The sequence below is a fragment of the Pseudanabaena yagii GIHE-NHR1 genome, from assembly GCF_012863495.1.
In the GTDB taxonomy this organism is placed as follows: domain Bacteria; phylum Cyanobacteriota; class Cyanobacteriia; order Pseudanabaenales; family Pseudanabaenaceae; genus Pseudanabaena; species Pseudanabaena yagii.
Genome location: NZ_JAAVJL010000001.1, coordinates 855,458 through 880,617, shown reverse-complemented (window position 1 = coordinate 880,617; position 25,160 = coordinate 855,458). Strand labels below are relative to the sequence as shown.

General features: G+C 41.1%; 17 protein-coding genes. 7 read left to right on the top strand and 10 right to left on the bottom strand.

What is annotated here, in order from left to right:
* Positions 1 to 88: 88 nt before the first annotated feature.
* On the top strand, positions 89 to 2,014 hold the full coding sequence (gene sir, locus HC246_RS04200) for a sulfite reductase, ferredoxin dependent (protein WP_169362299.1): 1,926 nt from the start codon (positions 89 to 91) through the stop codon (positions 2,012 to 2,014).
* 110 nt (positions 2,015 to 2,124) lie between these two features.
* On the opposite strand, the gene HC246_RS25400 is transcribed toward sir, so the two are convergent.
* Positions 2,125 to 3,876, bottom strand: a complete 1,752-nt coding sequence (locus tag HC246_RS25400) for a tetratricopeptide repeat protein (RefSeq protein WP_211167623.1) — start codon at positions 3,874 to 3,876, stop codon at positions 2,125 to 2,127.
* A gap of 126 nt (positions 3,877 to 4,002) precedes the next feature.
* Positions 4,003 to 5,370, bottom strand: coding sequence for an AAA family ATPase (locus HC246_RS04190; protein ID WP_169362298.1), 1,368 nt, complete (start codon positions 5,368 to 5,370; stop codon positions 4,003 to 4,005).
* Positions 5,371 to 5,494: 124 nt separating this feature from the next.
* On the opposite strand from HC246_RS04190, the gene HC246_RS04185 reads away from it, so the two are divergent.
* Positions 5,495 to 6,922: an aminotransferase class I/II-fold pyridoxal phosphate-dependent enzyme gene (locus HC246_RS04185; RefSeq protein WP_169362297.1), complete on the top strand. Its 1,428-nt coding sequence runs from the start codon at positions 5,495 to 5,497 to the stop codon at positions 6,920 to 6,922.
* A 154-nt stretch (positions 6,923 to 7,076) separates the two neighbouring features.
* Here the strand turns inward: HC246_RS04185 and HC246_RS04180 are convergent, their stop codons facing one another.
* From HC246_RS04180 to HC246_RS04165, 4 genes are all read right to left on the bottom strand, one after another.
* The gene (locus HC246_RS04180; RefSeq protein ID WP_169362296.1) at positions 7,077 to 7,562 is read right to left on the bottom strand and encodes a hypothetical protein; all 486 of its coding nucleotides are present in this window, start codon (positions 7,560 to 7,562) and stop codon (positions 7,077 to 7,079) included.
* A gap of 185 nt (positions 7,563 to 7,747) precedes the next feature.
* Positions 7,748 to 7,993, bottom strand: coding sequence for a GlsB/YeaQ/YmgE family stress response membrane protein (locus tag HC246_RS04175; protein WP_169362295.1), 246 nt, complete (start codon positions 7,991 to 7,993; stop codon positions 7,748 to 7,750).
* Positions 7,994 to 8,017: 24 nt separating this feature from the next.
* On the bottom strand, positions 8,018 to 8,479 hold the full coding sequence (locus tag HC246_RS04170; RefSeq protein WP_169362294.1) for a CsbD family protein: 462 nt from the start codon (positions 8,477 to 8,479) through the stop codon (positions 8,018 to 8,020).
* 209 nt (positions 8,480 to 8,688) lie between these two features.
* Complete coding sequence (locus tag HC246_RS04165; protein WP_169362293.1) at positions 8,689 to 8,904, bottom strand: CsbD family protein; 216 nt, start codon at positions 8,902 to 8,904, stop codon at positions 8,689 to 8,691.
* A gap of 475 nt (positions 8,905 to 9,379) precedes the next feature.
* Between HC246_RS04165 and HC246_RS04160 the strand changes: the two genes are divergently transcribed.
* From HC246_RS04160 to HC246_RS04140, 5 genes are all read left to right on the top strand, one after another.
* Positions 9,380 to 10,861, top strand: coding sequence for an alpha-amylase (locus HC246_RS04160; RefSeq protein ID WP_169362292.1), 1,482 nt, complete (start codon positions 9,380 to 9,382; stop codon positions 10,859 to 10,861).
* A 330-nt stretch (positions 10,862 to 11,191) separates the two neighbouring features.
* Positions 11,192 to 11,749, top strand: coding sequence for an NUDIX hydrolase (locus HC246_RS04155; protein WP_169362291.1), 558 nt, complete (start codon positions 11,192 to 11,194; stop codon positions 11,747 to 11,749).
* Positions 11,750 to 11,945: 196 nt separating this feature from the next.
* The gene (locus HC246_RS04150; protein WP_169362290.1) at positions 11,946 to 13,154 is read left to right on the top strand and encodes an MFS transporter; all 1,209 of its coding nucleotides are present in this window, start codon (positions 11,946 to 11,948) and stop codon (positions 13,152 to 13,154) included.
* A 155-nt stretch (positions 13,155 to 13,309) separates the two neighbouring features.
* Positions 13,310 to 13,759, top strand: a complete 450-nt coding sequence (locus tag HC246_RS04145; RefSeq protein ID WP_169362289.1) for an Hsp20/alpha crystallin family protein — start codon at positions 13,310 to 13,312, stop codon at positions 13,757 to 13,759.
* A gap of 112 nt (positions 13,760 to 13,871) precedes the next feature.
* Positions 13,872 to 15,371, top strand: a complete 1,500-nt coding sequence (locus tag HC246_RS04140) for a glycosyl hydrolase family 57 (RefSeq protein ID WP_169362288.1) — start codon at positions 13,872 to 13,874, stop codon at positions 15,369 to 15,371.
* Between the two features lie 37 nt (positions 15,372 to 15,408).
* Here HC246_RS04140 and HC246_RS04135 read toward each other — a convergent pair whose 3' ends face one another.
* The 4 genes from HC246_RS04135 to mfd form a co-directional block, all read right to left on the bottom strand.
* Positions 15,409 to 16,695: a two-component system response regulator gene (locus tag HC246_RS04135; RefSeq protein ID WP_169362287.1), complete on the bottom strand. Its 1,287-nt coding sequence runs from the start codon at positions 16,693 to 16,695 to the stop codon at positions 15,409 to 15,411.
* 51 nt (positions 16,696 to 16,746) lie between these two features.
* The gene (locus tag HC246_RS04130) at positions 16,747 to 18,750 is read right to left on the bottom strand and encodes a response regulator (RefSeq protein ID WP_169362286.1); all 2,004 of its coding nucleotides are present in this window, start codon (positions 18,748 to 18,750) and stop codon (positions 16,747 to 16,749) included.
* 911 nt (positions 18,751 to 19,661) lie between these two features.
* Positions 19,662 to 21,056: an SWIM zinc finger family protein gene (locus HC246_RS04125; protein WP_169362285.1), complete on the bottom strand. Its 1,395-nt coding sequence runs from the start codon at positions 21,054 to 21,056 to the stop codon at positions 19,662 to 19,664.
* A 38-nt stretch (positions 21,057 to 21,094) separates the two neighbouring features.
* On the bottom strand, positions 21,095 to 24,541 hold the full coding sequence (mfd, locus tag HC246_RS04120; protein WP_169362284.1) for a transcription-repair coupling factor: 3,447 nt from the start codon (positions 24,539 to 24,541) through the stop codon (positions 21,095 to 21,097).
* Positions 24,542 to 25,160: the final 619 nt, after the last annotated feature.

Sequence of the window (25,160 nt, the reverse complement as noted above, 5' to 3'; positions counted from 1 at the left end):
TAAACTTCATCCTAATTCCGATAGGATTATCGGGGTATAATGGTGGGGCAAAGAAAACTAAATTACATTAAGTCTCGATAGTTGAACCATGACAAATAATCTGATTAATACTGGCAAAGTATCAAAGGTTGAAGTCCTCAAGCAAAAAAGTAACTTTTTGCGAGGTCCTATCGACACTGAATTAAATGATGGCAATCCATTTTTCAGTCAAGATGGGATTCAAATCTTAAAGTTTCATGGTTCTTATCAACAAAAAGATCGGGATTTAGAAAAGGCAAAGGCAAAAGGGGAAGAAGCCCAATACAGTATGATGTTGCGGACTCGTAGCCCCGGAGGGTTTATTCCTTGGCAGTTGTACGTCGCTTTGGATAAATTAAGCGATCGCTATGGCAATCACACTTTACGCGCCACGACTAGACAGGGATTCCAGCTTCACGGGATTCTTAAGGAAAATCTCAAGGCGGTAATCGTTGATATCACCAAGAATATGGGATCGACTGTGGGTGCTTGCGGTGACATTAACCGTAACGTAATGGCTCCACCTGCCCCATTTAAAAATAAGCCTGAATACGACTATGCGCGGGAATATGCAGTTAAGCTTGCCGATTTGCTAGCACCACAGGCAGGAGCCTATTACGATATTTGGCTTGATGGTGAAGTGGCGGTGACAGCATCGGAAGCACCAGAGGTAACTGAAGCAAGAAAGCGTCAAGGTGCAGGAACTGCGAAAACCAATATCAGCGATATTGAGCCAATCTATGGCACACAGTATTTACCCCGCAAATTTAAAATTGCGATCGCTGTTGCTGGTGATAACTCCGTTGATCTCTATACCAATGATTTGTCGTTGGTGGTAATTACCAATGCGGCTAATGAGTTAGAAGGCTTTAACGTCTATGTTGGTGGTGGTTTAGGTCGCGCCCATAATAATGATGCGACGATTGTGCGGATTGCCGACAGCATTGGTTTTGTCCCTGTCGCAAAGGTTTACGATCTGGTGAAGGCGATTGTTGCTTTGCAACGTGACTATGGCGATCGCCATAATCGTCGTCACTCCCGCTTCAAGTATATTTTGGAAGAATGGGGCGTGGAGAAATTCAAGCAAGTTTTGTTGGAGTATTATCCAACAAAACTTGCAGATTCCCGTGAATTGCCTCCTTTCAAATATCAAGATTATCTGGGTTGGCATGAGCAGGGTGATGGCAAGTATTTTGTCGGAGTCTCCATTGAAAGTGGTCGTGTACTTGATCGCGAAGGTTTACAACTAAAAACGGCCTTGCGAGAAATTAGCGAAAAATTCCACCATGATTTTGTCTTGACCCCTAATCAGAATTTACTGATTACCGAAATTGCTGCCGATGAGAAAGAAGAAATCCAGAAAATCCTCGATCGCTGCGGTATTTTAGCCCCTGACCAGATCGATACCTTGGTGCGTTACTCGATGGCTTGTCCTGCTTTCCCAACTTGTGGACTAGCGATCGCGGAGTCAGAACGCGCTTTGCCTGATATTTTGGCAAGGATTCGTAAATTGTTGGTGCGTTTAGGTTTGGAAGATGAAACCTTTGTCACTCGCATCACAGGCTGCCCCAATGGTTGCGCCCGTCCCTACATGGCAGAACTTGCCTTTGTTGGTAGTGCTGTCGATGAATATCAGGTTTGGCTAGGTGGTAGTTTTAATTCCACTCGTTTAGCTCAGCCCTATGTGCAACGTCTCCATATCAATAATCTGGAGAAAGGTTTAGAACCTCTGTTCTTCTATTTCAAGAAGGATCGCGTAGAAGATGAAAGCTTTGGTGATTTTTGCGATCGCAAAGGCATCGAGGATCTTCGCCAGTTTGCAGAAACCTATGTATCGGAACTGCCTGAGGAAAAAGCCAAAGGTAAGCGCCGCGATGTTCGCCATCGTGTCACTCTTTCTGCTAAGTCCTTTGAGCTTCTCAAGAAAGCTGTCGAAGAACAAGGTTCATCGATGAAGGATATTGTGGAAGCGGCTTTGGAGAAATATTTGGCTTAACTACTGAGTGTTGTACCAATCTATATCGATTTGTCAATACTGACCCAGATCCCCGATTTTTTATGGCTGACAAAAGGAATCTATGCTAGCAAAGAAAAAAGTCGGGGATCTCAATTTCTTGCTTCCCCCCACAACTTAGTCCAAATGCGGTGGAACCAATTAAAGATTTTCTGAAAGAGATTTTTGCGACGGGGACGTTTGCGGGGTGTGGGTTTAGGAGCTGGTAGCGACTTCTTATACCAGTCTGGCAATTCCTCTGGTTCATCTTTAATTTGGAAACGCTTAGGTTCTTTGGCAACAGTTTCTAGCGGTGCAAAGGATTTACCTGAATCCTGAATCTTATGATAAAGTCCCAATTCTTCAAATATTTTTCTTGAAGCGTTGAAAGCCTCTATGGACTCACTTCTGCGACCTAATGCTTGGAGAGCAATTCCCAAGTTATTGAGAGCATTTGCTTCACCATTGCGATCATCAATTTCTCTACAAATTTCCAGTTGCTGCTGATAAAACTGAATTGCTTGCCGATACTGACCTAGTGAATCGTAAGCAAGCCCTAGATTGCCAAGAGCATTTGATTCACCATTGCGATCACCAATTTCTTTTTTGATTTTCAGAGACTGCTGATAGATCTGAATCGCTTGCTGGTATTCCCCTAGGAAATGATAAGCAATGCCTAGATTGACAAGAGCATTTGCTTCAAAGTCTAGATTCCCAATTTCTCTGAAAATTTTCAGAGACTGCTGAAAAAACTGAATCGCTTGCTGGTACTGCCCTAATGAATTGTAAGCATCTCCCAGATTACAAAGAGAAGATGCTTCACAATTGCGATCACCAATTTCTTTGGAAATGTCTAGAGATTGATGAAAAAACTGAATCGCTTGCTGGTACTGTCCTAGTGAATTGTAAGTAAGCCCTAGATTATTGAGAGAAGCTGCTTCATCATTGTGATCACCAATTTCTCTAGAAATGTCTAGAGATTGATGAAAAAACTGAATCGCTTGCTGGTACTGCCCTAATGAATTGTAAGCAAGCCCTAGACTATTGAGAGAAGCTGCTTCACCATTGCGATCACTTATCTTTCGAGATAGTGCTAATGCTTGCTGATGAAACTCAATAGCTTGATTAAACTCACTCAAACTACGGTAAGCAATTCCTAATTCAATCAAAATATTGATTTGACTTGCAGCATTGCTATTAGACTCTGGCTTCGAGCCAGAGGGTTTAGTTTCCATTAAGAGCCGATGTAATAGATCAATGCGTTCTTGTTTTTCAGGTTTAATATAACTACCAATAATTCGATCTGAGTTAATAGTTTTTGCTTCTGCAAACTCTCTTGCTTCCTGCGTAGTCTGAAACTTAAATACCCCCGATCGCCATGCCCAAAAATCCCCTGCAAACTGAGCAAACCTAGTAATTGCATAGTCAGGTAACACAAACAGCACAGGATACGGCACATTCTTGATATAGGCATCCCGCACAAAATTGAGATCCACCAAAAATTTAGGATAATCACCCACTACCCCGATCGCATTTTCCAAACCTCGCAACACCAAGATTAACTTCTTCCCCTCCTGTCGCGGTAATGTCGCCAAACGCTGCGTCAACTCATCCAACAAATACCGCAACTCAGGATCATTAAACTCCCAATCCACAATCTGCAACTCTGCCCACTCAGGATCAGCCGCAATCTCTTCATTCAGCGCCGCCACCAACGCCACCCCATCCTGCCAAAAATTACATTCCGCCAGCGCAACTGTAAACCCATCCGACAAATCCAACAAAGACAACAATTCCTGAATCTCTTGACGATTCATCACCGCAAAATCAGGCTTATTATTATTCTCGTTATCAAAATCGTTCATAGTTTAATTATTTGTAGGATGCGCCAATTCAAAGATGAAGTGCAACGTAATGCATAAATTTTGAGCAAGATGATGGGTTACGCGATCTCCAACCCATCCTACATTTTAATTCCAACAAACTAATTACTACGGATTTTTAGATCGATAATCCTCTAAAGCTCTCTGGAATAAACGGCTTCTAATCACCACTGGATTAGGATAATTCCATCGACTTAGACCATTATATTCAAATACCGAAATATTAAATAACATCAATTGTCCCATCTCATCTCTTGGTGCATCCTTAGTTAGATAAATTTGTGCTAAAACTGGATAATGCTCAGTTGGGATTAGCCTTTCAAAAGTAAATTGCAATTGATTAATTGAATAATTTATATCCTCTAAATTAACCTTAGAACGACGATTAGTTCTTGCGTGTTGAATTGCACCACGTACCAGTTGCATGACTTGACGAACATGACCGCCACTATATTTTGCTAATTCCAACAACTCATTACGCGACTCAAAAATGGCATCTACTTGTAATCGCTTCTCAATTAGACTAGCGACCGCATCCAATCCATTTTGATTATATTCAAGTTCAACATTGCCACTACTAGGATCATAATTGTAAATATTGATCATAGGAATTACATGGAAATTCTCAAAGAAATTACTAGCATTCTTTGGGGAATAAACCACAGAAATAGGCGCAGTATAAACAACTGTACATTCCAAGCTCTTAAGAAACTTGGCATTATCAATAAATAATTTTTCTGCCACAGCCGAAGGACATTTATCCAATCCATCAAAAACAATCAAAAATCCTTTGCAACTTGGAAACTTACGCCGCCATTTTTTTAGCCCATCATTTAACAATAAATTAATGTCAAATTTTAATCTTGAAATATCTTGAGTTAAAGTTTGTCTAATGACTCGTTTACGCTTATCAGAACCTTTGATTTGAGCCAAAAGTTTAACTAATAATTTCGCCAAAAAAGGCGGTACAAATGGAATCTCTGACTGCAAAGTTAACTCGCCCTGCATTGAAACTGATTTTTCTACAGATTCCTCTGTTTCCTCGATAACCTCTTTAAACCAATCTTCAAAATTTTTGAATAATTGTGCATCAAACTTCAAACCTTCTTTTCGTAGTTCAAATTCGATCCATTTAATCGCTAATAAATAAATTTCAGTATACTCAAAATCATTAGGATCAGCATCGACCTCAATGTCAACATACATGACCTTATAGTCAGCTTCCCATTGTTTTTGAATATGATTTAGCTCTGTACTCTTACCGCCGCCACGATGCCCTGTAAACAAAATTGTGCAAAAATCTTCTGCCTGTTGATCTTCTAAAATTTGGCTAATAGCAGAAATTGCATTATTTTTGCGTGTCCCTGACAGATCGACATAATACTGCTCAAGAGCTAAATCTTTAAGTGGAACTACATCGCAAACACGATAGGCATCCTTGAGATTATCAGCTAATGGATAAGATGAAGTGGTCATAGGTTTCTGGGATTTATAGCAAGGCGATCGCTAATTATCGCTAATTTATGTAACTTAGCTCTAAACTTAGCATTGAATATAGCAAGTGAAAGCAAAACGCGATCGCTAGAAATCCAAGATTTTAATGAATCAGCATTCAGTTCCATTACTAGAAGCGGCGCGGCGATATCTTGATATCGATCACGCGCCGTTTTATATGCCCGGTCACAAGCGTGGTCAAGGCATCGATCGCGAATTTGTAGATCTACTTGGCGAAACGTTTTTTCGACTCGATTTACCTGAAATGCCCGATCTCGAAGAGCCTGTTGCCGAAGCTGAGGAATTAGCCGCCGCAGCCTATGGTAGCGATCGCGCATGGTTTTTAACAAATGGCTCTACCTGCGGGGTACAGGCAATGTTACTGGCTACCTGCCAAGCAGGTGACAAAATCTTGATTGCCCGTAACTGCCATAAATCAGCCTTTGCGGGCATGATCTTAACGGGAGCAGTTCCCATCTATTTACCCACCGAATATTTATCGGAATTCGATTTGGACTTGGGTGTTAGTCCTGCTACCCTCGAAGCATTTTTACAGCAACATCCCGATGCTAAAGCTGTACTAGTAGTCAGCCCCAATTATTTTGGAGTCTGTGGCGAAATTGAGAAGCTAGTAGCGATCTCCCATGCCTATAACGTGCCTCTATTAGTCGATGCTGCCCACGGCGCACATTTAGGCTTTCATCCAGATTTACCGATTTCCGCATTACAGGCAGGAGCCGATCTGGTGGTGCAGTCCACCCATAAGGTCGCAGGTAGCCTTACCCAATCTTCGATTTTGCACTTACAAGGCAATCGACTTGATGCGGAACTAGTCAATCGTGCAGTGCAGATATTGCGATCGACTAGTCCTAACTTCCTACTCATGGTGTCGCTAGATGTGGCAAGGCGACAAATGGCAATAAAGGGCAAAGCACTCTTAACAGAAACGCTCCGACTTGCCCATGAGGTGCGATCGCAAGTACAGCAAATTCCTAATCTACGTACCTTTGACCAAACTCTAGTACCTACCCTTGATCATAGTCGCCTGACGATTATGGTTGATCGCATAGGCATTACAGGTTTCGATGCCGATCAGTACCTTCATTCTCATTGTGATGTGGTCTGTGAGATGGCAACCCTTAGCCAATTAGTGTTTATATTTAGCCTCGGTAATACTCAAGCAGACGTTGATCGACTCATCCTTGGATGTGAACGATTGGCTAAGGAAAAAGGAAAAAGGAAAAAGGAAAAATTAATTACGAATTACGAATTACGAGTTACGGATTACCAATCTCAACTTACTCCCCGTGAAGCCTATTTTGCAAAAAGCGATCGCCTACCCCTAGAGAAAGCGATCGGACGCATTAGTGCTGAATCTCTCTGTCCCTATCCTCCGGGAATTCCCTTAATTTGTATAGGAGAGGAAATTACAGCCGAAGTGGTGGAGATGTTGCAATGTATTTTGAGATCGGGCGGCATCATCAATGGTGCGAGTGATGAAAGCCTAGAAACAATTCTTGTTGTCAAAACATAAAGATGGGTAGCGCGAGTTCGAGATAATTTAAAACAGGCTTTGAGAGAGGGTTTGCTACTAAAAACCTCTCTCAAAGCCCAAAAGTAAAAGCCTTGCTTAGCAAGGCTTTTACTTTTGGGCTTTGAAAATTTGCCAGCTTAACCCGAACTGACGTTTAGTTACCAACCTTTGGTGATGGCGTTGTTGTTTGTGGCTGTGCTGTTACTTTTGGAGTAGCGGCTGGAGTCACGGCCTGTGGTGGTGTAGTTGCTGCAGGTGCAGGAGCTACCGCAGGTGGTTGTGTGATCGTCACAGGAGGAAGATTAATTTCCACTGTCGGAGTAGGTTGAGGTGTTGCAGGACTAACCTCTCTAATAGTGGTGTTATTCCGTTCGATCACCGTTGACTTATTCTCTTTCACCGTATCAGTTGCGCTAGGAATTAAGACAGGTGTTGGAGCTGGACGAGTGTTTAGAAAATAAGCGATCGCTCCTGCGCCAACCGCTAAGCCAAGCAAAACAATAATTGCTACTCCAGTCATACTACTATCATTAGTTACTTTAGTAGTACGCTGCTCAGAAACTCTACTTCCATTTACAGAATTATTGGGAAGTGATGTTACTTTTTTGGATGTAACTTCTCTTTCAATTTCATCGGACATAATAATTAATCCTTCATATAGGAATTGATATTCAAGAAATTTCGGACTTACACAATAGACCTGTAATAAATTACGGGCTGAAAGCTTAAACACGTTGAGACGGGTTGATCATAGAAGTTCTTCAGTCTGCTTTAGCTTTGAGCCAAGAACTCCAGTTCTTGGTCATTTTGCGTAAGTCCTGTCTATTAAGCTGACTTGATCAGGCGTAAACCAAATAACAGCACAACTGCACCAATGGTGGCGACAATCAAACTGCCAAGTAATCCACCCCCACTAGATAAACCCAAAGCACTAAATAGAAATCCACCAAGTAATGCGCCAATTACGCCAACAATGATGTCTCCTAGTAGTCCAAAACCGCCACCTTTAACCAGTTGACCCGCTAGCCAGCCAGCAGCTAAACCGATCAAAATAAACCAAATAAAACTCATATACTTCCTTCCTGATTTAGAAACTTATTCAAACAATTCTTGGACTTTATCTTTCGCATCTTCTATCAAGTTGCGAGTCTTAGATTCCACTTGCTTACCTTTGCCAACAATTTGATCTTGGCGATCGCCTGTCACCTTACCGATCGCTTCTTGAGTCTTGCCTTCAAGATCTCGCGCACCAGCCTTTACTCGTTCTGGCAGTTTCACATTGTCTTTAACATCTTCAGCCGCATTGCGAACATCTGCTTCCGCTTGTTTAGCTTTGCCAATGACTTGATTTTTAGTGTTACCTGTGACATTTCCGATCGCTTCTTGAGTCTTACCTTCAAGATCTTTTGCCCCTGCCTTCACTCTCTCTATCGAAGCGATCGGAGTAAATGAATTTGCTGCCCAACCTTTATTAACAGGTAGCCCAAAGACAATGACAGACGATAAGAATAAAATGCAGCCGATAGTTAATAAAGATCTGTAAATTTGTGAAATCATTTTAGCTACCCTAAAGTTTATCGAGCATAAATTTTATTTTGATATGACCAAGAATCCATAGAGAAAGATATACAAAATAGAATTCTTTTTAAGGAAGAATCAAAATAAAATCAAAAAAACAAATATTTGAGCAATCCAATCAAATAAAATCAAATCACTCAAATATTTTTCAAGACTATTTGTCAATTAGATATGTAGCAATTAACTATTTAATCGATAGCATCTTTTGCTTTTTTCTTGATATCGTTAGCCACATCTTTAGCCTTGTCTTTTACATCTTCAGCAGTATTGCGAACACGGGCTTCAGCTTGCTTAGCTTGACCTTCAACCTGTTTGCCAGTGTCTCCTGTGACATTACCTACTGCCTCTTCGACCTTACCTTCAAGATCCTTAGCAGCAGCTTTAGCACGTTCTTGTAAACTCATAATAAATGCCCTCTATTTGTGTTGGTATTTAACGAAATGCTATAAAAGACAAAATCGAATTTACAACTTCTTTTCTAACATCTTCATTATTATTTATTTGATTAACTTATTCATCCATCTCAAGACATAAGATATAAATATATATCGATGATCTTAATAGGCAAACAAACAAAGTTGTAATTTTGCTTGTTTGTATGATATGTATTATTTGATAAATAAAAAATAAAAAACTATCTATTTAAATAGGCTTCATTGCAATTGAAGCTCAAATAAAAATCTAAACCGAAATTTATATTTTTATATTTTGTTTTTTATACAAGATTATTTTTTGTCGAAAATTAATCTCTTTGATTTTTTATTCACCTGACTATCTTGATCGGGGGGTGATTGATTTATTGAATGAATTGATGAATTACGACACAAAATGTAACAAAGAGAAATTTATCAAGCCAAAACCCTTAGTAAGGAACTAAAAATGTTTCATCAAAACGGTGTCATGATGCAGTACTTTCACTGGTATCTGCCAGATGACGGTAGTCTGTGGAACCAAGTAGCAGAGAAGGCTGAAGACTTAGCTAAGGCTGGTATTACATCTCTATGGTTGCCCCCAGCCTACAAGGGAAAATCAGGTGGTCTGGATGTAGGCTATGGCATTTATGATCTATTTGATCTGGGTGAGTTTGATCAAAAAGGCTCGATCAGAACGAAATATGGCACAAAAGATGAATACATTCAGGCGATTAAACTGGCTCATCAAGCAGGGCTTAGTATTTATGCTGATGTGGTTTTTAATCACAAAATGGGAGCCGATCACTCGGAAGAGGTAGAAGCCACACCGATGAGTATGGACGATCGCAATCAGGCGATCGGTGATTATCAAACCATTCAAGCTTGGACTCACTTTACGTTTGAAGGGCGTAAAGGCAAATATTCTGAAATGGAATGGCATTGGTGGCATTTTGATGCGATCGATTACAATGCCTACAATGAAGGAGAAGATGCAGTTTATTTACTTAAAGGCAAATCCTTTGACAAAAATGTTGACCTTGAGAAAGGCAATTTTGACTATTTGATGGGCTGTGACCTTGACATCCAGAACTCAGAAGTACAGGGCGAACTCAAGTATTGGGGAGAATGGAACTATGATTTGACCAATGTTGATGGATTCCGCTTTGATGCAGTTAAGCATGTTTCCGCACAGTTCTTTCAGGAATGGCTAGAACATATGCGTAACTATGCCAAGCGCGATCTATTTGCTGTCGGTGAGTATTGGTCCTATGAAATGGAAGCTTTGCATAATTTTATTGATGTTACCAATGGCACAGTTAGTCTATTTGATGTGCCTTTGCATCAAAATTTTCATGTCGCGAGCCAATCGCGAGAAGACTACGACCTTAGCCAAATCTTTGAAAATACATTAGTTCAACATCAACCATCTCTGGCCGTCACCTTTGTCGATAATCATGACTCTCAACCATTGCAGTCCCTAGAGTCAATTGTTGAGGCTTGGTTTAAACCTCTTGCCTATGCGCTGATTTTGTTGCGCCAAGAGGGATATCCTTGCATTTTTGCTGCCGATTACTATGGCGCGCATTATCAGGACTATGGCAAAGATGGTAATGAATATGAAATCTGGATTGATAGTCATCAATGGCTACTCGATCAATTTCTATCAGTACGTCAAAACTATGCCTATGGTCAGCAGCTTGATTATTTTGACCATCCCAATACCATCGGCTGGACAAGACTAGGAGATGATGAGCATCAGGGAGGAATGGCAGTGGTATTAAGCAATGCTGAGGAAGGAAGAAAATGGATGGAAATTGGTCAGCCTAATTGTACCTATATCGACATCACCAAGCAGGTAGAGCAATCAATCACAACGAATGATGATGGCTGGGCAGAATTTTGTTGCAATGGTGGCTCTGTTTCAGTTTGGATTAAGACCACAACTTAGAGTTGTGTCACTTTGCGCCATAACTCTAAGTTATTTTTTAGTCAACGCACTGAATTACGCTTTTGAAATCACAGCTTTGCCGTGCTTTCAAAAATTTCTCTGTACTAATGCTGCATATAGCTGTCAACCATTTGTAGATGTGGAAGCGCACCCCTTCAGGGTGCGCTTCCACAAACCATTTAGGATTGCTATATAGCGTTTTACAAATGAGTGCATACTCATTTGTAAAACAAAAAAGAATCACAGTAAGGATTTGCGGTTTTCATTTTGCCGTAGGCAAAATGAAAACCGCTATATGACACAATGGGCTGAAATCAATTCACAAAATTTATGTCTGATCTCGTACCTGCAACAATTTTGCAAAACCGTCTCAGCTATCAAGGTCGTAAGTTCTCTTTTCATACCGATCGCATTAAGTTACCCAATGGCGTTATCGGAGAATATTCCTATATCAAACACCCTGGGGCAGGAATGGCGGTTCCTGTCACTGCCGATGGCAAGTTTGTCTTAGTAAAGCAATATCGATTTGCAATTCAGCGCTATTTACTAGAATTTCCTGCGGGAACTTTAGAAGTAGGCGAAAATCATGATGTGACGATTAAGCGGGAAATCGAAGAAGAGACAGGCTACAGTGCTAGTAAATGGCAATATCTCGGCGGATTCTACATTTGCCCCGGCTATTCCGATGAGATTATCCATGCTTATCTCGCACAGGATCTCACCAAATTGGAACAACCTCCTGCTCAAGATGAAGATGAAGAGATAGAAGTAGTACTGCTCAGTCGGGAAGAAATTGATAATTTATTGCGATCGCAAAGTGCAGATACTAGCCTTGATGCTAAGTCCATCACTGCCTTTCATCTAGCTTTGCAAGCTTTACAAGCCTGATGTAGTTTCATAAATTTTTTGTAGTGCGGCAAAGCCGCACTACAAAAAATTGGAATTTTCATCAATGGGTAGTGGATGGGTGGTACTTCGCTATGCCCATTTTCAAGCTTATATATGGGAGTAGGGCAATCGCGTTTAATAATTTTCTCTGATCGCGCTGTAGTATAGAAAAAGCCTCTATGCGATCGCCTTTAGAATGAATCGTAACTTTTGGATTATTGCTCTTATTTCTTTCATTAATGCGCTGAGTTTTACGATTCTCATCCCTGTTTTGTACCAATATGGTAGACAGTTTCAATTAAATGATTTTCAGACGAGCTTATTATTCGCAATTTATGCAATCTCGCAATTTTTTGCAACTCCAATCATCGGGAAACTTAGCGATTGCTTTGGACGAAAGCCTTTATTAATACTGAGTTTAGCGGGAACAGTGGTTGCCAATCTGATGGCAGGAACCGCCGCTAGTGCCGCAGTATTATTTTTTGCGAGATTTTTAGATGGGATTACGGGGGGGAATGCTTCGGTTGCTCAAGCCGTTATTTCTGATGTCACTACACCCGAAACTCGCGCTAAAGCCTTTGGGATCAATGGAGCCGCCTTTGGGATGGGCTTCATTCTAGGACCTGCGATCAGTTTGCTAGCTCAGAAAGCTGCCCTCAATACTCCTTTAGGTAAATCCTTTGGGGCTTCGTTTTTGGTGTCAGGGGCGATTGCGGCGATCGCTTTATTTTTAACTATTTTCTTCTTGCCAGAGACACTGAAAACTAAAGCGGAAAAAGCGCAAAATATATTTGATCTTGGTTTAGAGAAACTAGTTACAGGATTATTGATGCCCAAAATTGGCATTTTACTGATTATTAATTTCCTGACAGGCTTGACTTTTAATATCTTTACCTTTGCCTTTCAGCCTTACTTTCTCAAAGTTCTCAACCAAAATAGTGATGGGCTTGCCCTCATGTTTTTACTATTTGGCGTACTCGCAGTCATTATGCAAACTGCGGGTATTTCCCAAATGACCAAACATCTGCAACTAGCGCAAATATTATTTTTAGGACTATTGATCCGTAGTTTATCTTTTGTCTTAATGCCGATATGGAAGGATATCTATTACTTTATCGCTGTTTGTGTACTCTTCTCATTACTCAATTCGGTTGTACAACCGATGATTAGCGCCTTACTCTCTCTCAATGCCCGTCCTGAGGAACAAGGGACTGTACTAGGTATAAATGCCTCATACCTCAGCATTTCCAATGGATTTGGCCCCGTCATTGCAGGCTTACTTGTCAATCAAGAGCATCCTGAATCCTACGGCTATCCACTCTATTTAGCAGGTATTTGTACCTTCCTTGTTTTAGGTTTAGCCTTTGTCAAACGCAAAGATTACGCAGTCAAAGTGGTGAGGTGAACCCTACCAAAAAAGTTCGGTTCCCCTTCTGTCCATAGCTTTGCAGCTATTTCATAATAAAGCTGTGAACGAAAGGGAAGTACAAAATATCAACTAAATCCTAAACCTACTTCTAAATGTTCATAGTTGTTTTGAAATAGCTCAAGGTGATATTTATGTTAGTACGTTGGCAACCTTTACAAGAAATCGAAGAAGTTCGTCGTCAGTTTGATCGCATGTTCCGTGACATCACTACCCTAGATCAAGAAGCCGCCAAAGGCTGGGTTCCCGCCAGTGAATTGCGCGATGATGGCGATCATTTGACCCTCAGACTCTCCATTCCTGATATCGAAGCTAAGGATCTCGATATTCAGGTAACTAAGGATTCTTTGACAATTGCTGGTGAACGTCACCTCGAACGCAAAGAAGAATCTGCGGAAAAGGGTTACTACTGGAGTGAAATCAGCTATGGCAAGTTCCGTCGTGTATTTGCGTTACCTGTCGCGATCGAAAATGAACAAGTGAAGGCTGAATACACCAATGGTATTCTTACTCTCACCTTGCCAAAAGCTAATGAAGTCAAGGCTTTCAAGGTTGATGTTGCTACGGAGTTACCTGCTTCCTAATTAATCAAAAAGTCCCAATTAGCTAGTTAATCTAAGAAGGGCGGCGCTTCGCGCCGCCCTTCTTACTATGGTAATCTGATTATCAACACAACTTTATCGAGGTTTCCAAGTTTTGATTTCAACGACACCATCAAGCTTTGTTGCCTCTGATTTTCCTGCTATTTGTGGCAATGAAGAATTAATTCAACGGGCAGTACAGGATGATGCACCTGTATTTCTAAATAGCAATCTAAATAGCAATAACCTCAAACTAGAAGAGATTACTTCCGCTTTTGCCTGTGCCTTGCATATGCATCAGCCGACTATTCCCGCAGGTGCGAATGGGGCTTTAATTTGCAATCTTCAGCATATGTTCGAGCATCAAGGCGAAGGTGATAATCACAATGCTGGAGTATTTGCTTGGTGCTATAGCCGCATGGGCGATTTCATTTCCCAACTTGTCGCACAGGGTAGCAATCCTCGGATCATGTTGGACTATTCTGGAAACCTGCTCTGGGGCTTGCAGCAGATGCAACGCCATGACATTTTAGATAATCTCAAACGGATTACTTGCGATCTCCAATATCAACCCTATGTGGAATGGCTCGGCACAATGTGGAGTCATGCAGTGATTCCCTCCACCCCGATTCCTGATATCAAACTGCATATCCAAGCATGGCAAAGTCATTTTGCTTCTATTTTCGGAATTGATGTTCTCAAGCGTGTGAAAGGGTTTTCGCCACCAGAGATGCACCTTCCCAATCATCCTGATACACTCTATGAATATATTAAAGCGCTCAAGGAATGCGGCTATCGCTGGCTAATGGTACAGGAACATTCCGTAGAACGTTTTGATGGTTCGGGTTTAACTCAAGATCAGAAATATTTGCCTAATCGCTTGGTAGCAATGAACTCCAAAGGTGAATCAATTAGTATCACAGCACTAATTAAAACCCAAGGTTCTGATACCAAATTGGTCGCACAAATGCAGCCCTACCACGAAGCTAAAGGTAGAGGTAAACAGCAACTTGGTAATGTTTCCATTCCTTCTCTAGTCACTCAGATTGCCGATGGCGAGAATGGCGGCGTAATGATGAATGAATTTCCCCGCGATTATCCTTTGGTATGGGATCAACTGAAAAATAATGGTCGTGGCACTGCGGGTGTTGTTGGTTTAAATGGTACTGAATATTTAGAAATGATCGAGGCAGCAGGTGTGAGTCCCCTTGATTATCCAACGATTCAAGCAGTACAGCAGCATAAGGTCTGGCAAAAAGTCGAGCAAATCGGCGATCGCCAAAATCTAAATGCGGCTATGGTCGAACATGCAATTACTGAACTCAAAGCCAGTGATCATCAGTTCCATATGGATGGTGCATCATGGACAAATAGTATGAGCTGGGTCAATGGTTACGAAAATGTCTTGGAACCGATGAATCAACTCAGTGCTAAGTTCCATGAGAAATACGATCCACTGGTAGCTCAAGATCCATCGATTACTAAGCGATCGGACTATCAGCAAGCCTTACTCTATAACCTGCTAGTTCAAACCAGTTGCTTCCGTTATTGGGGACAAGGCACATGGACAGACTATGCCCGTGAACTCTACCGAAAAGGAGAGCAAAGTTATTAGGACATAAAAAATGCCGCTTTGCGGCATTTTTTATGTCCTAATAAGAAATAAGCCTTTTATCTCCAATCAATAACTGCTCAATCTTATGACAAGGCAAAGGATTGCTAAATAGAAAACCTTGCATCATGTCGCAATTATAGGTTTTCAAGAAATTAAGCTCTGCTACGACCTCTACACCTACTCCAACTGCTTGACAATTTAAGTTGTGAGCCATTTCCACTAATGATTTTACGATTGTGGCATTGGCTAGGTTGACATCAATATTGTTGACAAAGCATTGATCCAGCTTAATAAAGTTTGGCAAAAACTTTTGCAGACAAATTAATGAAGAATGACCAGTACCGAAATTATCAATAGCAATCCGAACACCTAGACTTCTGAGCTTATTCAGTCGATCAATTGTCAGATTAGAATCTTGAATTACAATATTTTCTGAGATTTCTAAATTCAGCAAACTAGGTTTAAGTTCCTGCTCAATAAGGGTTTGTTGAACGGTTAAATAAAAATCTGGATTTCTAAATTGATTGGCAGAAATATTAACTGAAACTGTTAGATTTTCTTGAATACTTTGCCATTGGTGAGCATTTTGACAGGCTTGTTGCAAGACCCATGTATCCAGTCGTCTAATCAGCCCTGTGGTTTCAGCAATTGGAATAAATTTGCTTGGTGTAATAAATCCATACTCTGGATGTTGCCAACGCACCAAAGCCTCAATCCCGCTAATCCTCCCTGATTTTAAATTAATTTGAGGTTGATAGAAAATAAATATTTCTCTTTGCTTGGGATCTTCTAGTTTATCGAGCGATCGCTTAAGTGCTTCCAAGAGTGTTAAATCTACTGAACTGAGCAAAGATACCTTAGCACCATCAATTTGTTGTTGGATTTGTTGGATTTGCTCATGTTCCCATAGATATAAATGATCTTGAGATTGCTCATTTAAATAATTGGCGGCAAATGTCTTCTTGTGCAACCGCACAGATATCGCTTTTAAAAGATCATTAGGTGAAAAAGGTTTAGTTAAATAGTCATCGGCTCCTAATTCAAAACCCTGACGCATACTCCTATATTCAGCTTTAGCTGTTAAAAATATAAAAGGAATATGTCGGGCTATGACATCTTTTTGTAATGTCTCTAGTACACCATAGCCATCAATTTCTGGCATCATGACATCGCAAATGATTAAATCAGGATTCTGACGTTGGGCTAACTCGATCCCAATACGTCCATTGATAGCAGTAATTACATTAAAATCTTCTAATTCCAGAATTTGTTGGATATTATCACAAACTTCCTTAGAGTCTTCTATTACTAAAATCTTTTTCATGTCTAATATTTAGAGGAATTCACAAAGGTGTAATTTGAACAGTTTAATGAGTTAATTAATTAACATTTCATGGATTCGCTTAGGACTGTTAGAAATGTTAGGACTCTTAGGGAGAATTACAGTAAAAGTTGTCCCTTCATTGATGGCACTTTCCACTCCAATTACGCCGTTATGTAAATCAACACATTTTTTGACAATAGCTAATCCCAGACCAGTTCCAGATATATTGCCGACATTTCCAGCTCGATAAAACGAATCAAATAACTTTGTTTGATCATCAATAGGAATGCCGATGCCATGATCTTGTACCTTTAAAACTGCATTGTTATCCTGCTGCATTAGCCATAGATATATCATTCCCCCATCTGGCGTATATTTAATCGCATTGCTTAAAAGATTTGTAATAATTTGCCGCATGAGTTTAACATCACATCGAATATTTAGAGTTGTTAAATCAGTCTCATCAAGATTATTTGATATGGCAAAGAAACTAATACTATGTTCTTTAGTACTTAGTTGGATTTCTTCAGTGATATTTTGGCAAAAAGTAACAAGATCAACTATTTCTGGATTGAAGTCTAATTTGTTAACTTCAGCTCGATTTACAGTAAGCACATCATCTAGTAAATTCACCATATGATTGACGCTAGATTGAATGCGTTGCAAATGGCTACTTTTCTTGTCTTCAGTTAAGCGATCGCTATAATTTTCTAGAATTGAGGATGAAGATGAAATAATCGTAAGTGGAGTCCGAAACTCATGGGATGCTGTCGAAATAAAGTTAGAACGGAGTTGACTGAGTTCTTTTTCTTTGGCTAATGATTGACGAATACCATTTTCCATTTCTTTGCGATCTGTCACATCCCTACATACGCAGATTAGCCCCACACCTTGAACCATCGTCAGTGATAGTTCTTCGATAAATGTGCTGCCGTCCCGTCGTTTCGCGATCGCCTCTCCCCGCCATTTTTGAGTTTCACCAATGATGGGGAAAACTTCTTGCTCAATGCGCTGTACCTCGTCAGGATAGTAAAATACTTTCCAAGTTTCACCAATCAGCTCGCTAGGATGTTGATAGCCAAACAAATCAAGATGGGCAGCATTAATATAAATATATTTGCCTTCTTCATTAACAACAGCGATGCCATCAATGCTAGCCTCGATCGCTGCCATGAGTCTTTGTAGAGTCTGAGTACGTTCCGCTACTCTATTTTCTAGCTCAAGGTTGAGTTCATGTACTGTTTTAAGAGCTTGTTGCAGTTCTGATTCCTTTTGCTTCCAAGCAGTGAGATCGCTATTAGTACCAGAGATACGGATCGCTTTACCCGTATCATCTCGTTGCAAAAGTGCCCTCGCATAAATGGGCACATAATGCCCTTGTTTATGCAATAAACGATATTCAAATTCAAGGAGATGTTGCTGACTATTACTTTCAGTAGTAATTATTTGGGCATTTACGCGATCGCGATCGTCTGGATGTATTAACTTTTGCCAATTCTCGAAGGACGATTCTATCTCCCTATCTGTATATCCCAACATATCCCACCAGCGGGGAGAGTTATAAGCCTGATTTTGTAATAGATCAAAATCCCACCAACCATCGTTAGAACCTTTTAAAACTAGGGATAATTGTTCTTTTACCTTTTCTAAGTTTTGGGTGACTCTGGTTAACTGTAAATGGTTCTTGATCCGTGCTAATAGCTCTCGGACATTAAAAGGCTTCGTAATATAGTCTACAGCTCCCAATTCAAAGCCTTTGACTTTATTGTCTATATCGTTTAAGGCTGTCATAAAAATGACAGGAATTGCAGAGGTTCTCTGATTTTCTTTGAGTTTTTGACAGACAGCAAAACCATCCATATCAGGCATATGGATATCTAACAGGATTAGATCTGGTAATTGTCGATTGACTATCGTTATCGCTCGCTCCCCACTATTAGCAATAGCCACATCATATCTCTCAGCAATTAAGACATCTGAAAGAACGTTAAGATTGGCTGGCTCATCATCAACAATAAGAATTAATCCTTGTTGGCTCATTGACTCTATCAACATAGGTATATTTCTTGTGAATTTGTTCAACAGATCAGATTGCGTTACAAGACTGTCTAACAAATGTAAATAAATGCGAATATATCTAATACTTATGTATCTATTTATAAATTTTGAATAAAGTTTTAAAAATATCTTAGTTACTGATGTTACGTGGAACTAGGATCGCCCCTCATCCCCCAACCCCTTCTCCCGCAGGAGAAGGGGAGCAAAACCTAAATTATTTTCTTGTTCCCCTCTCCTGCGTGAGAGGAGCTAGGGGTAAGGGCTTTAGAAGAGTTCCACGTAACATCAGTTAGTTATAAAGTTGACATCTAAAAAACTATGAATTCAATAGTTTTAAAAAATTAGTCATATATTTCTAATTCCTTTCTTTGCAACAATGCTGAAGCTTGAAGTATTACAGATAAGCTTACAAAAATGTGGTGAAGCCACATCTTCCAAAACTCCTCTAGTTTTTAACTCAGCTCAACGCACTGCAAATGCTCTAACTTTAGATAAAATCTATAAAAATTCAGATAACAATTTGTGTAATTACTAGATATAAGCCTACCCCCACCAAACATTTGTTTGAGTTCATGAAACTATCAATCAATTACCATTGATTGACTATGCAGAAAATTTTTAGGATTCCAACTTATCACAAAACAAAAATACAACAAACTATAAGTTTGAGTAATTCGTTGTATTTTTGTAATAACAGTTTTTATCCTATTCCCTGTAACAAGAATAACATAGACCTTTTGCAAAAATATATGTTTTTACGTATTTACGTTTAAAGATTTATGGCATTTTTGGTGGTTATAAATTGCTGAAATCGCACGATATTCCCTAATAATTACTACAATCTCTTTATATCGAGACTAATTGATTAATTACTGCAATTTTCAATTTCACGGTAGATCAAGCACTTTTTAAGCACTATAAAAGTTTCCTTCAACCCAAATACTTAAGGGATAAAGATGATTGTCATTCCATTCCCCAAATATCATTACAGGATGTCCACCACTTAAAGCCAAGATTGTCCAGACTCTCTCAAACCTTGGATCGATCGCTAACAGATTATTGGCGCGATCGCGAATAAACCATTTGCCATCCCTATGTAATGGGATGACCTGCTGAAGGGTGAGGGGAAATCTTTCTAACCAAGGATTTTTAACTAGGGCGCTACTGTAAGAGGTGATCGCTAAATCAATAGTTTCATATCCAACAATCTCGCCTACGGATACAAACGATGACGAGTTCTCTCTAGATTTGATAATTGCACGAAGCGGATAGGCACTCTCGAAAAATGCAAGTTCTGCTTCTAACGAAGTCCCTAGACCGAAATTTACCTCAAAAGCTTGAGTCCCATGAGCAAATTGTAGTAATAGGGCATAACGGTGACTGTGCTTACCCCAAAGCCAAGTCCGACTAACGCGCAGACGTTCCTCTGTTTCTATTTGCTGTCCCATGACTAGCCAGAGATCCTGCTGTAAATATTGAGATGATTGAGATGAAGTTGAGGAATTTTCCAGAGCAGTTATCAGTTCGGATTGGTTTTGCGTCCAGCCGATTTGATTGCGAATATCAGCTTGATTGGGTAAGGGAAGAGACTCTAGACGCTGAAAACTTTCCAAAAGTAAATATAATTTGCCTAATTTCGCTAATAGTCTCGATTCCCAACCTGTACCCGAATTAATGATACTGGGAATCTCCCGCAACTGTCTGGCTAAACTCGGCGCTTGAGCATCGACCATCCGCGCCGCAGGCTGTTCCCAAAACTGGTAAGACTCTGTTCGTACTGAGGTTAAACCCTGACGGATTAAGTCATTGAGCCACATTTGTAAATCCTGAACTCCTGCTTTGACCTTGTTGAGTCTGGCATGAGCACGTTTGGCTTGAGCCTCAGGATCGATCGCTTTTTCAAGTTGATTTAGCTTTTGCTTTTGTTTCTCTTCGCGTTTCGTCCGTGATGCAATCCAATCAGCTACCCAATCAGGCGGGGTTCCCTCAGTTAAAACTGTGGGTTGGCTGACCATCAAAAATAGTAATCCCAAACCATGCTTGCAAGGGAATTTGCGGCTAGGACAACTACAGCGAAATGCAGGCTCAGACAAGTCAACCTGTATGCGATAGGGATCTTTCCCACTACCTTTGCATTCACCCCAAATTATTTGTTGTTCCTTGCCCAAATTGCTCCATTTATTTAATGTTGCTAAGCCTTTACCATTCTTTGCTGATGAAGGATCGGGGGCTAGAGCTACCACCCGATCTGCTGTCCAAGTATCTATTCCTAGAGTAGGAGAATCATGATTTGTTTCGACCATTTTCTTCTGATGGGAATTGAGTTAAGAGTTATGTAAAACTAAGCTACCGACTTCGCAAGTTGCATTGTGTCTAGCCATTCGATTAGGCTATCAAGCTGCTTGTCGTGGGAAAGTGTACCTAAGCCACGCACGGTGACATTACCTTTGCTATAGACAAAGCGCGATCGCAAATGGCTAGGGAGATGCTCATGGAGTAATTTCCAAGCAGGTTCTTCCATCTTTGATTCGAGGACAACGTGTTGTTTGCCGTCGGGTTTGATGCGCGAGAAACCGATGCGTTTGGCAATCAGTTTCAATTCCATCACTTTAACCAGTTGCATCGCTGGTGCAGGTACTTTGCCATAGCAATCATTCCATTCTTCAATGATTTGGGCGAGTTCGCGGCGTGAGGTTACAGAAGATACGGAGCGGTAGGCACTCATCTTGCGATCGCCATCGGGGATATATTCTGCAGGGATAAAGGCGGTAATCGGTAGATCTACCTGTGTATCATCGACTTCAGGAATTTCCGAGCCACGTATTTCGGCGATCGCCTCTTGGAGCATCTCCATATAGAGATCAAAGCCGATCGTGTTAATTTGTCCCGATTGCTCAGCACCGAGGAGATTGCCGACACCTCTAATTTCCATATCACGCATGGCTAACTGATAACCTGAGCCAAGATGGGTAAATTCTTGAATTGCCTTGAGGCGTTTCCGAGCCACATCGGTAAGTTCCCCTTTTTCTTGATAAAAGAGCCATGCATGGGCTTGGATACCTGCACGACCGACACGACCACGCAACTGATAAAGCTGAGCAAGTCCAAACCTTTGGGCATCTTCGATAATGATGGTGTTTACCCTTGGAATGTCTAAGCCTGATTCGATAATCGTGGTACAGATCATCATGTCCGCTTCGCCACTACTAAAGCTAAGCATGGTTGACTCTAGCTCTGATTCGGGCATCTGGCCGTGGGCGATCGCCATGCGTACCGATGGCAGCATTTCATGGACTTTTGCCGAAACCTCCTCGATATCATCAATGCGTGACACCACATAGAAAATCTGCCCACCGCGATCGAGTTCTTGCCGAATCGCAGCGCGAACTAATTCGAGGTTATAGCGGGATAAATGGGTCATGATCGATCGCCTCGATGGAGGTGGTGTCGTAATTAGACTCATTTCCCGCACGCCAGACATTGCCATATAAAGGGTTCTGGGAATTGGTGTTGCCGAGAGAGTTAGCACATCCACTTCCGTTTTCATGGTTTTGATTTTCTCTTTTTGCGCCACTCCGAAGCGTTGCTCTTCGTCAATGACGAGTAGCCCCAAATCCTTAAATTCCACATCCTTGGCTAAAAGCTGGTGCGTACCCACGACAACATCTAATTCACCTGTTTTCAGCTTGCGGATAATTTCTTTCTTTTCGGAAGTACTCTTAAAGCGGTTCAGTAGGGCAATATTGACGGGATAGGCAGCATAGCGCTCTTGGAGGCTGTGGTAATGCTGCTGCGCGAGAATGGTTGTCGGAACGAGGAGCGCCGCCTGTTTACCAGAAGTTACTGCTTTAAAGATCGTCCGAATCGCAACTTCTGTTTTCCCGAAACCGACATCACCACACACAAGGCGATCCATAGGGCGGGAACTTTCCATGTCTTGTTTGACATCTTGAGTTGCCTTTAATTGGTCAGGTGTGGCTTGATAGGGAAAAGAATCTTCCATTTCCTGTTGCCAAGGATTATCGGGCGGGAAAGAATAACCAACCTGTTGCGATCGCTTAGCATAGAGTTCTAGCAAATCAAAGGCAATTTTCTTAATTGCTTTCTTTGCTTTGGTCGTGGTATTTGCCCAAGCCTTGCCCGTCATTTTATGCAGTTCGGGTTTTGCCTCATGCATTCCTCGATAGCGTGACAGGATCGACATCTGATCGACTACGACGCGCAATAATCCATCCGCATATTTCAGAACGAGATATTCGCGAGTTTCATTATTAACGGTCAACTTCTCTAATTTGACAAACTGCCCCACGCCATGATTTTTGTGGACGACGTAATCCCCTGGGGAGAGCTTATTTAAGTCAACCTGCTTAGACGCAGCCCTGCGGCGCTTTCGCACATAATTGGGTGTCCCAAGGGCGTGTTGTCCAAAAAATTCGCGATCGCTAATGACGACAATGCGATAAGTCGGCAACACAAACCCTTGGATCTCCGCAATACCTGAATATTTCAAAGCTACGGCTATTCGCAGGTTATGGGTTTTCTCGATCGCAGGATAATCACGAACATTGGGAATGAATTGCGCTTGGCAGTCATGCTCCTGTAATAGGGCAACTGTACGTGATGGTTGTGCAGAAATGAGAATGATCTTGTACTTCTGTTCGCGATAGTCACGGATTGTTTGAGCAATCTTCCCGAACTGATGGGGAATTGCTGGCACAGGACGACTTGACATATTTATGCCACGATTTTCTTCGGCAAGTTCAAACAAATCAAGGCGATAGAATTTAGTAATTTCTGCTAAACATTCAGCAAAGGCGCGATGGAGTTTGCCCTCCCCCCCAGCCCCTCTCCCATTGGGAGAGGGGTGTAAGAAAGCTGGGAAAAGTTCTTCGGCGGATTCGTACCAGCGATCGCAATGGGCTTGACATTGCTCTAATTCATCAATGACCACTAGACATTGCTCTGGTTCGGGCAAATAGTCTAAAAGCGAAGCGCTAGACAGTGGATGTACCGCAAAGCCCTTGCTGCTAAATTCATCTTCAGCATCCTGATCGGAAAATTCTAAACTACCTAAAATATGACCGTAACTAATGGGAGTTAGTAAAACTGAAGGAATGCTATCTAAGGCTCGCTGCGTTGCAGGATCAAATTCGCGAATTCTCTCAATCTCATCACCGAACCAATCAATCCGCACAGGCATTTCGCTAGATACAGGGAAAATATCGATGATGTCCCCACGCCTTGCCCATTGCCCCTCAGTCTCAACGGTAGAAGCATTTTCGTAACCCATGATGGTGAGATTTTCGGCTAAATCCCGTAACTTGATCTCACAACCAACTTCTAGTTGGACACAATAGTCATTAAATTTTTGGGGACTGGGTAAATGTTTTTGAAGAGCGCGATCAGTTGCCACGATCACCATTTTTTTCTTTTCCCCTTCCTGCTCATGCCAATCCGCTAAATCTGCCAATACCTGCATCTGCCCCCAGATTACCTCTGACTCAGGTTGATATGGCTCATAGGGCAACATATCGGAATTGGGATAGTAATGCACCGTATGCCAGCCCATGGTTTCAAGCTGCACCGCCCAGCGTCCTGCCTCCTCGATTGTGGAGGTAATCACCAGCATTAATCTTTCTTGGCGCTGGCTTAGGGTTGAGCTAACTAAACCTTTGCTTACGCGCGACAAGCCTGAAAGCGTTAGTTGATGATTCCTCGCCAGTTTACTCTCTAGTTCATCAGTGAGTGGCGATCGGATTAATGAACGAATTACAGATGAAAATGGCATGGACTAGATAATTGATAATTGATGGTTGAATTTAGATTGAGAGATGGTAATAAGCATCTATGCCTAAGTCTAACAATAATTTTAGGGAGGGGTTACACTCAGTCAGACACGCATTATCCAGCATGATCGTCTCGAAAACACAGCTATAGCAATCCTAAATAGGTTGTGAGATTGTGCCCCGCAGGGGCACAATCTCACAACCTATTCAATCTCGTAAATGAAATATGGTTGCTATAGCAAAAAAAGAGTTCGCTAGTACACACCAAACCCAGAAGATGAGTTGCGGCGCTTCGCGCCGCAACTCATCTTCTGGGTTTATGTCCTAAGCAAAACTTGCTTTGCTATATATGGCAATTTTCAAATAACAGACATCAGTTGGCATAATCCCGTTAAAAATAATCAAATATTATTCAATAGAAGAAAACCATAAAATAAACCTATTAGTAATTATCGATAATTTTTTAGTTTATTGCGAACTATTCTCACTTGGATAGTGTATAAGTATAGATTAAGGATTAAATTTCTTATCTATTTGCCTAAAGACTAATGCCAAGGTCACTGTCTAAGACTTTGTGTAGCCTTTTGACAATTAATATCTTTACGTTTGGATCATGCATGT

What these genes read in the sequence shown, in the direction of transcription:
- sir (WP_169362299.1), top strand. Translation starts at nt 89, where the DNA reads ATGACAAATAATCTGATTAATACTGGCAAAGTATCAAAGGTTGAAGTC.
- HC246_RS25400 (WP_211167623.1), bottom strand. Translation starts at nt 3,876, where the DNA reads ATGAACGATTTTGATAACGAGAATAATAATAAGCCTGATTTTGCGGTG.
- HC246_RS04190 (WP_169362298.1), bottom strand. Translation starts at nt 5,370, where the DNA reads ATGACCACTTCATCTTATCCATTAGCTGATAATCTCAAGGATGCCTAT.
- HC246_RS04185 (WP_169362297.1), top strand. Translation starts at nt 5,495, where the DNA reads ATGAATCAGCATTCAGTTCCATTACTAGAAGCGGCGCGGCGATATCTT.
- HC246_RS04180 (WP_169362296.1), bottom strand. Translation starts at nt 7,562, where the DNA reads ATGTCCGATGAAATTGAAAGAGAAGTTACATCCAAAAAAGTAACATCA.
- HC246_RS04175 (WP_169362295.1), bottom strand. Translation starts at nt 7,993, where the DNA reads ATGAGTTTTATTTGGTTTATTTTGATCGGTTTAGCTGCTGGCTGGCTA.
- HC246_RS04170 (WP_169362294.1), bottom strand. Translation starts at nt 8,479, where the DNA reads ATGATTTCACAAATTTACAGATCTTTATTAACTATCGGCTGCATTTTA.
- HC246_RS04165 (WP_169362293.1), bottom strand. Translation starts at nt 8,904, where the DNA reads ATGAGTTTACAAGAACGTGCTAAAGCTGCTGCTAAGGATCTTGAAGGT.
- HC246_RS04160 (WP_169362292.1), top strand. Translation starts at nt 9,380, where the DNA reads ATGTTTCATCAAAACGGTGTCATGATGCAGTACTTTCACTGGTATCTG.
- HC246_RS04155 (WP_169362291.1), top strand. Translation starts at nt 11,192, where the DNA reads ATGTCTGATCTCGTACCTGCAACAATTTTGCAAAACCGTCTCAGCTAT.
- HC246_RS04150 (WP_169362290.1), top strand. Translation starts at nt 11,946, where the DNA reads ATGAATCGTAACTTTTGGATTATTGCTCTTATTTCTTTCATTAATGCG.
- HC246_RS04145 (WP_169362289.1), top strand. Translation starts at nt 13,310, where the DNA reads ATGTTAGTACGTTGGCAACCTTTACAAGAAATCGAAGAAGTTCGTCGT.
- HC246_RS04135 (WP_169362287.1), bottom strand. Translation starts at nt 16,695, where the DNA reads ATGAAAAAGATTTTAGTAATAGAAGACTCTAAGGAAGTTTGTGATAAT.
- HC246_RS04130 (WP_169362286.1), bottom strand. Translation starts at nt 18,750, where the DNA reads ATGTTGATAGAGTCAATGAGCCAACAAGGATTAATTCTTATTGTTGAT.
- HC246_RS04125 (WP_169362285.1), bottom strand. Translation starts at nt 21,056, where the DNA reads ATGGTCGAAACAAATCATGATTCTCCTACTCTAGGAATAGATACTTGG.
- mfd (WP_169362284.1), bottom strand. Translation starts at nt 24,541, where the DNA reads ATGCCATTTTCATCTGTAATTCGTTCATTAATCCGATCGCCACTCACT.